A 15370-nucleotide genomic window follows, 5' to 3' on the forward strand; every position below is an offset into this window, starting at 1 on the left:
CCCCCCCCCCCCCCCCCCCCCCCCCCCCCCCCCCCCCCCCCCCCCCCCCCCCCCCCCCCCCCCCCCCCCCCCCCCCCCCCCCCCCCCCCCCCACGCCCGCAAGCACCCGAGCCCCAACGCCGGTCCCGTCGAGGCGTCGTTCGCGGGCGCGCTTGGCGTACGGCTCGGCGGCACCCTCTCGTACGGCGGCCGTGTCGAGCACCGGCCCGTCCTGAACGGGGGCGGCCGGGCGGTGGAAGTCCCGGACATCGAGCGGGCGGTGCGGCTGTCGCGCCGGGTGGGCTGGCTGGCGCTGGCTGTGGCGATCGCGGTGAGGAAGGTACGTACATGAGCGGCGGACTGCTGGTCGCGGGCACCACATCGGACGCCGGGAAGAGCGTCGTCACCGCCGGGATCTGCCGGTGGCTGGTGCGCCAGGGCGTGAAGGTCGCGCCCTTCAAGGGGCAGAACATGTCCCTCAACTCGTTCGTCACGCGCGAGGGCGCCGAGATCGGGCGCGCGCAGGCGATGCAGGCGCAGGCGGCGCGCGTCGAGCCGTCCGCGCTGATGAACCCCGTGCTGCTCAAGCCGGGGAGCGACCGGTCGAGCCAGGTCGTACTGATGGGCAGGCCGGTGGGCGAGCTGAGCGCCAGCGGCTACCACGGCGGACGCCAGGAAGCGCTTCTCGGCACCGTCGTGGACTGTCTGGAGCGGCTGCGGGGCACGTATGACGCCGTGATCTGCGAGGGGGCGGGCAGTCCGGCCGAGATCAATCTGCGGCGCACGGACATCGTCAACATGGGCATCGCGCGCGCCGCGAAGCTTCCGGTGGTGGTGGTCGGCGACATCGACCGGGGCGGGGTGTTCGCCTCGTTCTTCGGTACGACGGCGCTGCTGAGCCCCGAGGACCAGGCGCTGGTCGCCGGGTACATCGTCAACAAGTTCCGGGGCGACGTCTCGCTCCTCGAACCCGGCATCGACATGCTGCGCGGGCTCACCGGACGCCACACGTACGGGATCCTGCCGTTCGCGCACGGGCTCGGCATCGACGAGGAGGACGGGATGGGGGTCCCCCCTGCTCGAGGGAGTTCGAGAGCTCGGGGGAGGGTCTCCTTGCGCGGCGCCGTGCGCGAGTCCGTGGTGGCGCCGCCGGTGGGCGACGACGTGCTGCGGGTCGCGGTCTGCGCGGTCCCTCTGATGTCCAACTTCACGGACGTGGACGCCCTCGCCGCCGAACCGGGCGTGATCGTACGGTTCGTGGACCGGCCCGAGGAACTGGCCGACGCGGATCTGGTCGTCGTGCCGGGAACCCGGGGCACGGTCCGGGCGTTGGAATGGCTGAGGGAACGGGGACTGGCGCGGGAGCTGGCGCGCAGGGCGGCCGAGGGGCGTCCGGTGCTGGGGATCTGCGGCGGGTTCCAGGTGCTCGGAGAGCACATCGAGGACGAGGTCGAGTCACGGGCGGGTTCCGTGGCGGGGCTCGGACTGCTGCCCGTACGGGTGCGGTTCGCGGCCGAGAAGACACTTGCACGGCCGACCGGCGAGGCGCTGGGCGAGCACGTGGAGGGATACGAGATCCACCACGGCGTCGCTCAAGTGCTGGGCGGGGAAGCCTTCTTGGACGGATGCCGGGTCGGTGCGGTCTGGGGCACGCACTGGCACGGGTCACTTGAGAGCGACGGATTCAGACGACGGTTCCTGGAGCGGGTGGCGAGCGCCGCCGGACGGCGTTTCGTGCCCGCCCCGGACACGTCGTTCGGCGCGCTGCGCGAAGAGCAGCTGGACCGCCTCGGCGACCTCATCGAAGAACACGCGGACACGGACGCGCTCATGCGGCTCATCGAGCAGGGCGCGCCCGCAGGACTTCCCTTCATCGCACCTGGAGCACCCGCATGAGCACTGTGCTGTTGTTGTCGACCGCCGACACGGATCTGCTGGCGGCCCGGGCCTCCGGGGCGCCCTTCCGGATCGGCAACCCGACCCGTATCGACGTGGCCGAGGAGCTGCCCACACTGATCGAGGGCGCGTCCGTGGCCGTCGTGCGCCTCCTGGGCGGCAAGCGCGCCTGGGAGGACGGGCTTGCGGCGCTGAAGGCGTCCGGCATCCCGACCGTGCTGCTCGGCGGCGAGTCCGTGCCGGACGCGGAGCTGATGGCCGAGTCGTCGGTCCCGGCCGGTGTGGTCGCCGAGGCCCTGCGCTATCTGGTCGAGGGCGGACCGGGCAACCTGGTGGAGCTCGCCCGCTTCCTCTCCGACACCGTACTCCTGACCGGCGTGGGCTTCGCCGAGCCGGAGAAGATGCCGGAGTGGGGCGTGCACGGCACGCGCGCGTACGTGGAGGGCCGCCCCACCGTGGGCGTGCTCTTCTACCGCGCCCACGAGCTCTCCGGCAACACCGCGTTCGTCGACGTCCTCTGCGACCGCATCGAGGCCCAGGGCGCCAACGCCCTTGCCGTGTACGTGGGTTCGCTGCGCGGCGCCGAGCCCGCGCTGTACGAGACGCTGAGCCGGGCGGACGCGCTGATCGCCACCGTCCTGGCGGCGGGCGGCACCACGGCCTCGCAGGCCAGCGCGGGCGGCGACGAGGAGGCGTGGGACATCGGCGCCCTGGCCGACCTGAACGTCCCGGTGCTGCAAGGGCTCTGCCTCACCTCGTCCAAGGCGGCATGGGAGGCCTCGGACGCGGCGCTCTCCCCCATGGACGCGGCGATGCAGGTCGCCATCCCCGAGTTCGACGGCCGGCTGATCACCGTCCCCTTCTCCTTCAAGGAGCAGGGCCCGGACGACGTGCCGGTCTACGTCGCCGACCCCGAGCGGGCCTCCCGGGTCGCCGGAATCGCGGTGCGCCACGCCCGGCTGAAGCACAAGCCGAACGCGGAGAAGAAGCTGGCCCTGGTCTTCACCGCGTACCCGACCAAGCACTCCCGCGTCGGCAACGCGGTGGGCCTGGACACGCCCGCCTCCGCCGTGCGCGTCCTGGACGCGCTGCGCGATGCCGGTTACGTGGTGGAGGGCCACCCGGACAACGGCGACGAGCTGATCCACCGCCTGATCAACGCGGGCGGCCACGACGTGGAGTGGCTCACCGAGGAGCAGCTGGCGGCCGCCCCCGCGCGCGTGCCGCTCGCCGACTACCGCGCCTGGTTCGAGAAGCTGGAGCCGGAGCTGCGCGACAGCATGCTGGAGCACTGGGGCGAGCCCCCGGGCCAGCTGTACGTGGACGGCGACGAGATCGTGCTCGCCTCCCTCCAGTTCGGCAACGTCGTCGTGATGATCCAGCCGCCGCGCGGCTTCGGCGAGAACCCCATCGCGATCTACCACGACCCCGACATGCCCCCGTCGCACCACTACATGGCTGCCTACCGCTGGCTGGAAAACAGCTTCGGCGCCGACGCGATCGTCCACATGGGCAAGCACGGCACCATGGAGTGGCTGCCCGGCAAGGGCCTCGGCCTGTCCTCCGGCTGCGGCCCGGACGCGGTCCTGGGCGAGCTGCCGCTGGTCTACCCGTTCATCGTCAACGACCCCGGCGAGGGCACCCAGGCCAAGCGGCGCGGCCACGCCACGGTCGTGGACCACCTGGTCCCGCCGATGGCCCGCGCCGACACGTATGGCGACCTTGCCAAACTGGAGCAACTCCTCGACGAGTACGCGCTGGTGAGCGACCTCGACCCGACGAAGGCCCCGGCCGTGCGCGCCCAGATCTGGACGCTGGTGAAGGCCGCCGAGCTCCACCACGACCTGCACATCGCCGAGCAGCCGGACGACGGCGACTTCGATGAGTTCGTCATGCACATCGACGGCTATCTCTGCGAGATCAAGGACGTCCAGATCCGCGACGGCCTCCACATCCTCGGCGGCGGCCCCGAGGCCGAGCCCCGGGTCAACCTGGTGCTCGCGGTGCTGCGCGCCTCTCAGGTGTGGGGCGGCCAGGCCAACGCGCTGCCCGGCCTGCGCGCGTCGCTGGCCGAGCACTTCGGCCTCGTGGAGAAGGAACTGCTCGCCGAGCCGGGCACACCGGTGAAGGTGCCGGTGGAGCTCACGGACCTGGTCGAGGGCCCCGCCCGTACGGCGGCCGACACGATCGACCTCCTGGAGCAGCTGTGCCGCCGCCTGGCGGAGGGCATGGAGGAGCGCGGCTGGGACGCGGCCGCGTGCGGCCCGCTGGTGACCGAGGTCCTGCGCGCCGAACTCGCCCCGGCCATCGCGGTCCTCGACTTCGCCTGCCGCGAAGTGGTGCCGCGCCTGGCCCGTACGACGGACGAGATCACCCACATCCTGCGGGCGCTGGACGGCGGCTACGTCCCGGCGGGCCCGTCCGGCTCACCCACCCGGGGCCTGGTCAACGTCCTGCCGACCGGCCGCAACTTCTACTCGGTCGACCCCAAGGCCATTCCGTCCAGGCTGAGTTGGGAGGTCGGCCAGTCGCTGGCGGACTCGCTGCTCCAGCGCTACCTCGCGGACAACGGCGAGTACCCCAAGTCCGTGGGCCTCACGGTCTGGGGCACCTCCGCGATGCGCACCCAGGGCGATGACATCGCGGAGATCCTGGCGCTGCTCGGCTGCCGCCCGGTGTGGGACGACGCGTCCCGGCGCGTCACCGGCTTCGAGGTGGTCCCGGCCGCGGAGCTGGGCCGTCCCCGCATCGATGTGACCGTCCGCATCTCCGGCTTCTTCCGGGACGCGTTCCCGCACGTGGTCGGCCTGATCGACGACGCGGTGCGGACGGTGGCGGAGCTGGACGAGCCTGCCGACGCCAACTACGTACGGGCGCACGCCGACGAGGACACCGCCGAGCACGGCGACCGCCGCCGCGCCACGGCCCGTATCTTCGGCTCCAAGCCGGGGGCGTACGGGGCGGGCCTGCTGCCGCTGATCGACGCGCGCAACTGGCGCTCGGACGCGGACCTGGCCGAGGTGTACGCGGTGTGGGGCGGCTATGCGTACGGGCGCGGGCTCGACGGGCGCGCGGCGCGGGGCGACATGGAGACGGCGTTCCGGCGGATCGCGGTGGCGGCGAAGAACGTGGATACCAGAGAACATGACATCCATGATGCCGACGACTACTTCCAGTACCACGGCGGCATGGTCGCCATGGTCCGCCATCTGACGGGTGAGTCCCCCGAGGCGTACGTGGGCGACTCGGCCACCCCCGACCAGATCAAGACCCGCACCCTCGGCGAGGAGACCCACCGCGTCTTCCGCGCGCGGGTGGTCAACCCGCGCTGGATGGCGGCGATGCGGCGCCACGGCTACAAGGGCGCGTTCGAGATGGCCGCGACCGTGGACTACCTGTTCGGGTACGACGCGACGGCGGGGGTGGTCGACGACTGGATGTACGAGAAGTTGTCGGCGGAGTACGTGTTCGACCCGGAGAACCAGGACTTCATGCGGAAGTCCAATCCGTGGGCGCTGAGGGGAATCACCGAGCGCCTCCTGGAGGCAGCCGACCGAGGGCTGTGGGCGGAGCCGGACCAGGAGACCCTGGACCGGCTCCGGGCGACCTACCTCGAACTTGAGGGAGATCTGGAGGGGGACGAATGAGCGCCCTCCGAACCCCCGCACCGGCGGGGACCGGTCGACCAGCTCGTGCTCCCGGGTGTCGACGTCTGGACCACCCCCGCACCGGCGGGGAGCTGTTTCCCCACCTGACATGCAGTTACCGCAAGTCGGCCCGCTTCCGGTGTCAGCCACTCGAAGGAGTGATCCAAGCGTGAGCACGCCTTTTCCCTTCACTGCTGTAGTCGGCCAGGACGACCTGCGGCTCGCGCTGCTGTTGAACGCGGTGTCACCCGCCGTCGGCGGCGTCCTGGTCCGCGGCGAGAAGGGCACCGCCAAGTCGACCGCCGTGCGGGCGCTCTCCGCGCTGCTGCCCGAGGTCGACGTCATCACGGGCTGCCGGTTCTCCTGCGACCCCGGGGCTCCCGACCCGGGGTGCCCCGACGGGCCGCACGAGGCCGGGACCGGGGCGGCCCGGGCCGCGCGGATGGTGGAGCTGCCGGTCGGCGCCTCCGAGGACCGTCTCGTGGGCGCACTCGACATCGAGCGGGCGCTCGCCGAGGGCGTGAAGGCCTTCGAGCCCGGTCTGCTGGCCCACGCCCATCGCGGGATCCTGTACGTCGACGAGGTCAACCTCCTCCACGACCACCTGGTCGACCTGCTGCTCGACGCCGCCGCCATGGGCGCCTCGTACGTGGAGCGCGAGGGCGTCTCCGTACGGCACGCCGCGCGTTTCCTGCTGGTGGGGACCATGAACCCCGAAGAGGGTGAGCTGCGGCCGCAGTTGCTGGACCGGTTCGGGCTGACCGTCGAGGTGAAGGCCTCCCGGGAGCCGGACCAGCGGGTCGAGGTGGTCCGCCGCAGGCTCGCCTACGACGACGAGCCCGCCGCGTTCGCGGCGCGCTGGGACGACGAGGAGAGCTCCGTACGGGCGCGGATCGTCGCGGCGCGTGCGCTGCTGCCCGAGGTGCGGCTCGGTGACGCCGCGCTCCGGCAGATCGCCGCGACCTGCGCCGCCTTCGAGGTCGACGGTATGCGGGCCGACATCGTGATGGCCCGCACCGCCACGGCGCTGGCCGCCTGGGCGGGGCGTACGGACGTGCTCGCCGAGGACGTCCGGCAGGCGGCGCTCCTCGCGCTGCCCCACCGGCGCCGGCGCAACCCGTTCGACGCCCCGGGCCTCGACGAGGACAAGCTCGACGACACCCTCCAGGAGTTCGGGGACCAGGGCGAGGACGACGACCCGGATCCGGACGGGCCGGGCGGCGGGGGCGGGCAGCCCCCGCAGGACGGCGGCCCGACGCCGGACGCGGGCGCCGGGGACACCCCCGCGCGCCCCGAGGCGGGCGAGGGCGGCGAGCCGCAGCCGTCCGGCGCGGGAGAGCAGCAGGCCGTACGGGCGGGCGAGCCGTTCCGTACGAAGATGCTGAGCGTGCCGGGGCTCGGCGAGGGCGCGGCCGGGCGCCGCTCACGGGCCCGCACGGCGCACGGGCGCACGACCGGGGCCCGCCGCCCCCAGGGCGCCCTCACCAAGCTGCACTTGGCGGCGACCGTCCAGGCGGCCGCGCCGCACCAGCGGGCGCGCGGGCGCTCGGGGCGCGGCCTGGTCGTCCGGCGCGACGATCTGCGCCAGGCGACCCGGGAGGGCCGCGAGGGCAACCTGGTGCTCTTCGTCGTCGACGCCTCCGGCTCGATGGCGGCCCGGCAGCGGATGGGCGCGGTCAAGGGCGCGGTGCTCTCGCTGCTGCTCGACGCGTATCAGCGGCGGGACAAGGTCGGCCTGATCACCTTCCGGGGCAAGGACGCGGAGGTGGCCCTGCCGCCGACATCGTCGGTGGACGCGGCTGCGGTCCGTCTGGAGACGCTGCCGACGGGCGGGCGTACCCCGCTCGCGGCCGGGCTGCTCAAGGCGCACGACGTGCTGCGCGTGGAGCGGATGCGGGATCCGTCGCGGCGGCCGCTGCTCGTGGTGGTGACGGACGGGCGGGCCACCGGTGGTGTGGACCCGGTGGCGCTCGCGGGCCGGTCGGCCCGGCTGTTCGCCGCCGAAGGGGTCGCGTCGGTGGTCGTGGACTGCGAGGCGGGCGCGGTGCGCCTCGGGCTCGCGGCCGAGCTTGCGCGGGAGCTGGGCGGCCCGGCGGTGACGCTCGACGAGCTGCGGGCCGACTCGATCGCCGGTCTGGTCAAGGACGTTCAAGGGACTTCGAGGAGGGCCGCCTGATGCCGCAGGGACAGCCGAGCGTGGTGCCCGAGGACGGGCTGACGACCCGCCAGAGGCGTAACCGGCCGCTGGTCGTGGTGCACACGGGCATCGGCAAGGGCAAGTCGACGGCCGCGTTCGGGCTCGCGCTGCGGGCCTGGAACCAGGGCTGGCCGATCGGGGTGTTCCAGTTCGTCAAGTCGGCGAAGTGGAAGGTCGGCGAGGAGAACGCGCTGAAGGTGCTCGGCGCCTCCGGCGAGGGCGGGAGCGTCGACTGGCACAAGATGGGCGAGGGGTGGTCCTGGGTCCAGCGCGACCTGCAGGGCGACAACTCGACCAACGAGGACAAGGCCCGCGAGGGCTGGGAGCAGGTCAAGCGGGACCTGGCGGCCGAGACGTACAAGCTGTACGTGCTCGACGAGTTCGCGTACCCCATGCACTGGGGATGGGTGGACACGGACGAGGTCATCGCGGTGCTGCGGGACCGCCCGGGCACCCAGCACGTGGTGATCACGGGGCGCAACGCACCCGAGAAGCTGGTGGACTTCGCGGATCTGGTGACCGACATGTCCAAGGTCAAGCACCCGATGGACGCCGGTCAGAAGGGGCAGCGGGGCATCGAGTGGTAGCACGTCTCGTCATCGCGGCCCCCTCGTCGGGCAGCGGGAAGACCACGGTCGCCACGGGCCTGATGGCCGCGCTCGCCGCGACCGGGCTCACCGTGTCCCCGCACAAGGTCGGCCCCGACTACATCGACCCCGGCTACCACGCCCTGGCCACGGGGCGCCCCGGGCGCAACCTCGACGCGTATCTGTGCGGCGAGGAGCTGATCGCTCCCCTGTTCGCGCACGGCGCGCGGGGGTGCGACGTCGCGGTGGTCGAGGGCGTGATGGGGCTGTACGACGGGGCGGCGGGGCTCGGTGAGCTCGCCTCCACCGCGCAGGTGGCGAAGCTGCTGCGGGCGCCGGTGGTACTGGTCGTCGACGCGTCCTCGCAGTCGCGGTCGGTGGCGGCGCTGGTTCACGGGTTCGCGTCCTGGGATCCCGGGGTGCGGATCGGCGGCGTGATCCTCAACAAGGTGGCGTCGGAGCGGCACGAGGAGCTGCTGCGGGAGGCGCTGGACGAGTCGGGGGTGCCGGTGCTCGGCGCGCTGCGCCGCGCTGCCCCCGTGTCGACGCCGTCTCGGCACCTCGGGCTCGTGCCGGTCGCCGAGCGGCGGGCCGACGCGGTGGCCGCTGTCGCGGCGATGGGGGAGCAGGTGCGGCGGGGGTGCGATCTGGTGGCTCTGCTGGCACTGGCTCGGTCTGCGCCGGGGGTCGGGTGCGAGCCGTGGGACCCGGCGGGGTTGTTCCCCCACCCCGCCCCTTCCCTTGACCCTCCGGGGGTGGGTGGGGATGAGCGTGGTTTCCCGGGGGCTACGCCCCCGGACCCCGAGCGGGGCCTGCGGCCCCTGCACCCCGCTTCGGGGCTCCGCCCCGGCCCCCGCTCCTCAAACTCCCCCAAGGACTTCGTCCAGGGGGGACCCCCAGGGGCTGGATTTGCCGCGCCCCCCGTTCCCCTGAGGGGCGCGGGGAACTGCGCGACCAGCCACACACAGCCCGCAGCCGAACACCGGGCCGAAAAGGGGCGCGGGGAACTGTGCGACCAGCCACAGACAGCCCGCAGCCGAACACGACACCCGGGGGCGCAGCCCGTCGTCGCCCTCGCCGGGGGCCCCGCCTTCACGTTCTCGTATGCCGAGCATGCGGAGCTGCTCTCCGCCGCCGGGGCGGACGTCGTGGTGTTCGACCCGCTCAGGGACGAGAGCCTGCCCGAAGGCACCGCCGGGTTGGTGATCGGCGGCGGGTTCCCCGAGGTGTACGCGGCGGAGCTCAGTGCCAATGAGCCGCTGCGGAAAGCCGTCGGCGAGCTGGCGCGGTCCGGCGCGGCCGTCGCCGCCGAGTGCGCCGGGCTGCTCTATCTGGCGCGGTCGCTCGACGGGCAGCCGATGTGCGGGGTCCTGGACGCCGACGCCCGGATGTCGGAGCGGCTCACACTCGGGTACCGGGAGGCCGTCGCGGTCGGGGACAGCTGTCTGGCGCCCGCCGGCGCGAGGCTGCGCGGCCACGAGTTCCACCGGACCGTCCTCGACCCGGGGGCGGGGCCCGCGCCCGCGTGGGGTCTGGTGCACCCGGAGCGCCGGGTCGAAGGTTTCGTACAGCAGGGCGTGCACGCGAGCTATCTGCACACGCACTGGGCCGCCCGGCCCGCCATCGCCCGTCGGTTCGTTGAGAGGTGCACTCCATGAGCAAGCTTGTCGGAGTCGGAGTGGGGCCCGGTGACCCGGAGCTGGTGACCGTGAAGGGCGTACGGGCCCTTCGGGAGGCCGACGTCGTCGTGGTGCCCGTGATGGCCGCAGCCGACGGACAGGACGGCGGCGAGCCCGGCCGCGCCGAGGCGACCGTCCTGCACTACGTGGACCGGGACAAGGTCGTCCGGGTCGTCTTCGCGCTCAACGAGCGCTCCGACCGGGGGCGGCGCGAGGCAGCCTGGGACGCGGCGGGCGAGGCGGTCGCCGAACTGCTGCGCGCCCACGGCTCGGTGGCCTTCGCGACCATCGGCGACCCCAATGTGTACTCGACGTTCACCTATCTCGCCCAGACCATCACCGAGCTGGTGCCGGGGACGGAGATCGTGACCGTGCCCGGGATCACCGCGATGCAGGACCTCGCCGCGCGTTCGGGCGCCGTGCTCACGGAGGGGACCGAGCCGCTCACCCTCGTCCCCGTCACCGCCGGGGCGACCGTGCTCAAGGACGCCCTTGAGGGGCCGGGCACGGTGGTGGCGTACAAGTTCGGGCGCCAGGCCGGTGAGGTGGCGGCGGCGCTGCGGGCGACCGGGCGGATCGACGACGCGGTGTGGGGCTCGGCGCTCGGCCTGGACGAGGAGTTCATCCGCCCGGCCGCGGAGCTCGACGGCGGCACGCTGCCGTACCTCTCGACGCTCATCGCGCCCGCGCGGCGCGAGGGCGGGCGCGGCGGCAAGCTGTGACAGCGCCCAAGGCTCCGTACGCGGTGGGCTCACCCCGCGATCCCCACCACCAGCCAGATGAAGGCCACCCCGCCGACCGTGAACAGCAGCGTGGAGAGCGCCGGGTGGTCGTGGTGGGCCTCGGGCAGGATCTCGGCGGCGGCCAGATACAGCAGCACCCCGCCGAAGAAGCCCAGATAGCCTCCGAGCAGCTCGGCCGGAAGGGTGAACAGCAGCGTCGAGGCGGCGCCCACCATCGGGGCGAGCGCGTCCGCGATCAGCATGGCGACGGCCTTGTGCTTCTCGTTCCCGTACAGACTGGTGATCGTGTATGTGTTGAAGCCGTCGGCGAAGTCGTGCGTGATCACGGCGACCGCCACGGCCGCGCCCATGCCGCCGCCCACCTGGAAGGCGGCGCCGATGGCGATGCCGTCCATCAGGCTGTGCCCGACCATCGCCGCGGCCGCCGTCAGACCCACCTGCGGCACCCTCTTCTCGCCTCCATGGGCCGCCCTGCGTACCGCGAGCAGGCGCTCCACCAGGTGGGCGAGGAGGAAGCCGCCGACGAACAGAAGCAGCGCGGCCGGTACGCCGAAGACGTCCTCGCCCGCCGCCTCCATCGCCTCCGGCAGCAGGTCGAGTCCGACCACGCCGAGCATCAGCCCGCCCGCGAGCCCCAGCACGAGATGGCGCCGGTCGGTGACGCGCTGGGCCGTCCAGCCGCCGACCAGAGTCATCAGGAACGCACCGAGCGCCACGAGCACTGCCATGCGCCCTTGCTAACCGACTGACCCACCCCCGCGCATTTCGCTTTACCGACTGTGTGACGTACGAGAGGACCCCTCCCATGGCCGATGCCCCCACCGGCAGGCTGACCGTCGTCGGCGCCGGCCCCGGCGCCGCCGATCTGCTGACGTTCCGCGCCGCCCGGGCGATCGCCGAGGCCGACGTGGTCATCTGGGCCGCGAGCCTGGTGCAGGCCGAGGTCCTGGACCACGCGCGCGAAGGCGCCGAGATCCTGGACTCGGCGGCGATGTCCCTGGAGGACGTCGTCGGGGTGTACGAGCGGGCCGCCCGGGAGGGGCTGAAGGTCGCCCGTATCCACTCCGGCGACCCGGCGCTGTGGGGCGGCACCCAGGAGCAGCTCGACCGGGTGGCGGGGCTCGGCCTGGAGGTCGAGGTCATCCCGGGCGTCTCGTCGTTCTCGGCGGTCGCGGCGATCGCCCAGCGCGAGCTGACCATCCCGGAGGTAGCGCAGTCCGTCATCCTCACCCGCCTGGGCGGCGGCAAGACGCCGATGCCGCCCGGCGAGGAGGTCCGCGAGTTCGCCCGGCACGGCACCACGATGGCGGTCTTCCTGTCCGCCGCCCGCTCGGGCCAGCTGGTGGAGGAGCTGCTGGAGGGCGGCTATCCGACCTCGACCCCGGTCGTCATCGCGTACCAGGCGACCTGGCCCGAGGAGCTGGTGCTGCGCTGCACGATCGACACGCTGGAGGAGACGGTGAAGGAGCACAAGCTCTGGAAGCACACGCTCTTCCTGGTCGGCCCGGCCCTCTCGGCTTCCGGCACCCGCTCGCACCTCTACCACCCGGGTCACTTCCACGGCTTCCGCCGGGCGGACCCGGCGGCCCGCCGCGCTCTGAAGGCCGAGAAGGCGGAGCGCACCCCGTCATGATCACCGTCATCGGTACGGGGACGGGGGCGCCGCTGGCACCGGACGCCCTGGCGGCGGTGGCCGAGGCCACGCTGGTCACCGGCGCCGCCCGCCATCTCGCGGCGGCCGAACTCCCGTCGGGGGCCAAGCAGGTGGTGCTCGGTCCGCTGGCGCCCGCCCTCGACGCGATCGCCGAGCACCACGAGCGCGGTGGCCGGGCCGTGGTGCTGGCCTCCGGGGATCCCGGGTTCTTCGGGATCGTGCGGGCGCTGGCCGAGCGGTTCGGGCCGCAGGAGCTGGACGTACGGCCGGGGACCGCGTCGGTGGCGGTCGCCTTCGCCCGGCTTGGGCTGCCCTGGGACGACGCGCTGGTGGTCAGCGCGCACGGCCGGGACCTGCGGACGGCCGCCAATGTGTGCCGGGCGCACCCCAAGACCGCCGTGCTGACCGGGCCCGGTGCCGGGCCCGCCGAACTGGGCGCCGAGCTCGCCCGCCGGGGGCCCGAGCGGCTCCTGGTGGTGGCGTCGGCGCTCGGCGACCCGGAGCGGGAGCGGCTGGTGCGGGTGAGCCCGGCCGAGGCCGCGGCCCGCGAGTGGGACGCGGTCAGCGTGATCGTCTGCCTGGACGAGGAGAAGGCGCTCTCGCCGGTGCGCACGGTCGCGGGCGGCCGCGCCACGCCTGACCGCTGGGCGCTGGACGAGAGCGCGTTCGCGCACCGCGACTCGATGATCACCAAGGCCGAGGTGCGGGCGCTGGCGCTGGCCCGGCTCGGTCCGCGCCTGGGCGATCTGGTCTGGGACGTAGGGGCCGGGTCGGGCTCGGTGGCCGTGGAGTGCGCCCGGTTCGGCGCGGCGGCGGTCGCGGTCGAGAAGACCGCCGAGGGCTGCGAGCACGTCCGGGCCAACGCGGCGGCGCACGGTGTGGACGTACGGGTGGTGCACGGCGCGGCGCCCACGGTCCTGTCGGATCTCGCGGATCCGGACGCGGTGTTCATCGGCGGGGGCGGCCGTGAGCTGCCCGCGATCGTGACCGCCTGCGCCCGGCGGGCCCGGCGCTCGGTCGTGGTGGCGCTGGCGGCGCTGGACCGCGTTCCCGCGGTGCGGGCGGCGCTGGCCGGGGCCGGTCTGGAGACCGACGGCGTCCTGCTGCAGTCGTCGCGGCTCGCACCGCTGCCCGGGGACGTGACCCGGCTCGCCGCCACCAACCCCGTCTTCCTGCTGTGGGGCGACCGCCCCGCAGCTGTATCGGTTGTCGAAGGAGCTGTTCAGTGATCGGCCTGATCTCCGCCACGGCGGCGGGCGCCACAGCCCGCGACCGGCTGGCCGCGGCCTGGCCCGGCCGGGTCCGGGTGTACGAAGGACCCGTGCGGGAGGCTATGGAGCGGGCCTTCGCGGAGTGCGACGCGCTGGTGTGCTTCCTCGCCACGGGCGCCACGGTCCGGCTGCTCGCCCCGCTCCTCGCGGACAAGGCGTCCGACCCGGGTGTGGTCTGCGTGGACGAGGCCGGGCGCTTCGCCGTCTCGCTGCTCGGGGGCCACGGGGGCGGCGCCAACGCGCTGGCCGCCGAGGCGGCCGAAGTCCTCGGCTGCACGCCGGTGGTGACCACGGCGACGGACGCGGTGGGCGTGCCGGGCCTGGACACCCTTGGCCTGCCGGTGGAGGGCGCGGTGGCGGCGGTGTCCCGGGCGGTCCTGGACGGCTCGCCGGTGGCGCTGCGGGCGGACGGCGTGTGGCCGCTGCCGGCGTTCCCGTCGAACGTGACCGCCGCCGCAGAGGGCCCCGCCGCCCTCCATCTCACCGACCGCCTCCTTGAACTCGGGCCCGACGAAGCCGTGCTGCGGCCGAAGTCCCTCGTCGTGGGTGTCGGCGCGTCCAAGGGCGCGCCCGTCGACGAGGTGCTCGGGCTCGTCGAGGACGCGGTACGGGACGCGGGGCTCAGCCTCCTCAGCGTGGCCGAACTCGCCACCGTGGACGCGAAGTCCGAGGAGCCGGGGATCGTCGAGGCGGCCTCCCGGCTCGGAGTGCCGCTCACCACGTACAGTGCGGAGGAGCTCTCCCGTATCGAGGTGCCGAACCCTTCCGACGCGCCCCTGGACGCCGTCGGGACGCCCTCCGTCGCGGAGGCCGCCGCGCTCGCGGGCGGTGGTGAACTCCTCGTGCCGAAGCGGAAGTCGAGCCCCGAGGGGCGGGCCGCGATGGCCACCTGCGCGGTCGTGCGGCGCGCCCCGCGCGGGCGGCTCGCGGTCGTCGGGCTCGGGCCCGGGGCCCGGGACCTGCTCACCCCGCGCGCCAAGGACGAGCTGCGCCGGGCCTCGGTGCTCGTCGGGCTCGACCAGTACGTGGACCAGATCCGCGATCTGCTGCGGCCCGGCACCACGGTCCTGGAGTCGGGGCTCGGCGCCGAGGAGGAGCGGGCCCGTACCGCCGTCGCCCGGGCGCGCGAGGGGCACGCGGTCGCGCTGATCGGATCGGGCGACGCGGGGGTGTACGCGATGGCGTCGCCCGCGCTCGCCGAGGCCGCCGACGACATCGAGGTGGTCGGCGTCCCTGGCGTGACGGCCGCGCTGGCCGCCGCCGCGATCCTGGGCGCGCCGCTGGGGCACGACCACGTCTCCATCTCGCTCTCGGACCTGCACACGCCGTGGGAGGTGATCGAGCGCCGGGTGCGCGCGGCCGCCGAGGCGGACATCGTGGTCACCTTCTACAACCCGCGCAGCCGGGGCCGCGACTGGCAGCTGCCCAAGGCGCTCGGCATCCTCGCCGAGCACCGAGCCCCGCACACCCCGGTCGGCGTGGTGCGCAACGCCTCGCGCCCCGACGAGAGCAGCCGGCTGACCACGCTCGGCGCGCTGGACCCGGCGACCGTGGACATGATGACGGTCGTGACGGTGGGCAACACGGCCACCCGTGAGATCGCCGGCCGCATGGTGACCCCGCGCGGCTACCGGTGGCAGGCCGCGACCGCCGAGGGGGCCGAGTGAGCAGGCCCTGGGAGCGTACGGTCCACCCGATCGAGGTGGAGTCGTACCGG

At 73.9% G+C, this 15370-nt stretch carries 10 protein-coding genes and 1 pseudogene; 10 read left to right on the plus strand and 1 reads right to left on the minus strand.

Annotated features, from left to right (window positions below; all coding sequences use genetic code 11):
* Window positions 1–94: 94 nt before the first annotated feature.
* The 7 genes and pseudogenes from ACZ499_RS04205 to cobI all read left to right on the plus strand — a co-directional run.
* Window positions 95–331: pseudogene (locus tag ACZ499_RS04205) on the plus strand (cobalamin biosynthesis protein); the annotation flags it as partial.
* Window positions 328–1875 (plus strand): cobyric acid synthase, encoded by a 1548-nt coding sequence (locus tag ACZ499_RS04210; protein ID WP_468672120.1) that lies wholly within the window; start codon window positions 328–330, stop codon window positions 1873–1875. The pseudogene ACZ499_RS04205 and the gene ACZ499_RS04210, both read left to right, overlap by 4 nt.
* Window positions 1872–5522 (plus strand): cobaltochelatase subunit CobN, encoded by a 3651-nt coding sequence (cobN, locus tag ACZ499_RS04215; protein WP_468672123.1) that lies wholly within the window; start codon window positions 1872–1874, stop codon window positions 5520–5522. The genes ACZ499_RS04210 and cobN overlap by 4 nt, the downstream gene beginning before the upstream one ends.
* 169 nt (window positions 5523–5691) lie before the next feature.
* The gene (locus ACZ499_RS04220; RefSeq protein WP_468672125.1) at window positions 5692–7698 is read left to right on the plus strand and encodes a putative cobaltochelatase; all 2007 of its coding nucleotides are present in this window, start codon (window positions 5692–5694) and stop codon (window positions 7696–7698) included.
* Window positions 7698–8306: a cob(I)yrinic acid a,c-diamide adenosyltransferase gene (gene cobO / locus ACZ499_RS04225; protein WP_468404987.1), complete on the plus strand. Its 609-nt coding sequence runs from the start codon at window positions 7698–7700 to the stop codon at window positions 8304–8306. The genes ACZ499_RS04220 and cobO overlap by 1 nt, the downstream gene beginning before the upstream one ends.
* The gene (locus tag ACZ499_RS04230) at window positions 8300–9964 is read left to right on the plus strand and encodes a cobyrinate a,c-diamide synthase (RefSeq protein ID WP_468672130.1); all 1665 of its coding nucleotides are present in this window, start codon (window positions 8300–8302) and stop codon (window positions 9962–9964) included. Before cobO ends, ACZ499_RS04230 begins: the two co-directional genes overlap by 7 nt.
* Window positions 9961–10707, plus strand: coding sequence for a precorrin-2 C(20)-methyltransferase (gene cobI / locus ACZ499_RS04235; protein ID WP_468672133.1), 747 nt, complete (start codon window positions 9961–9963; stop codon window positions 10705–10707). Before ACZ499_RS04230 ends, cobI begins: the two co-directional genes overlap by 4 nt.
* A 29-nt stretch (window positions 10708–10736) precedes the next feature.
* On the opposite strand, the gene ACZ499_RS04240 is transcribed toward cobI, so the two are convergent.
* Complete coding sequence (locus tag ACZ499_RS04240) at window positions 10737–11456, minus strand: ZIP family metal transporter (protein ID WP_468672135.1); 720 nt, start codon at window positions 11454–11456, stop codon at window positions 10737–10739.
* A gap of 77 nt (window positions 11457–11533) precedes the next feature.
* On the opposite strand from ACZ499_RS04240, the gene cobM reads away from it, so the two are divergent.
* From cobM to cobJ, 3 genes are read left to right on the plus strand one after another with little or no spacing between them, the layout of a single operon-like run.
* Complete coding sequence (gene cobM / locus ACZ499_RS04245; RefSeq protein WP_468672137.1) at window positions 11534–12361, plus strand: precorrin-4 C(11)-methyltransferase; 828 nt, start codon at window positions 11534–11536, stop codon at window positions 12359–12361.
* A complete protein-coding gene (cbiE, locus tag ACZ499_RS04250) occupies window positions 12358–13611 on the plus strand; it encodes a precorrin-6y C5,15-methyltransferase (decarboxylating) subunit CbiE (protein ID WP_468672139.1) in 1254 nt (417 codons plus the stop codon). Before cobM ends, cbiE begins: the two co-directional genes overlap by 4 nt.
* Window positions 13608–15320: a precorrin-3B C(17)-methyltransferase gene (gene cobJ, locus ACZ499_RS04255; protein ID WP_468672141.1), complete on the plus strand. Its 1713-nt coding sequence runs from the start codon at window positions 13608–13610 to the stop codon at window positions 15318–15320. Before cbiE ends, cobJ begins: the two co-directional genes overlap by 4 nt.
* Window positions 15321–15370: the final 50 nt, after the last annotated feature.

It is taken from the genome of Streptomyces sp. NPDC031265, from assembly GCF_055570295.1.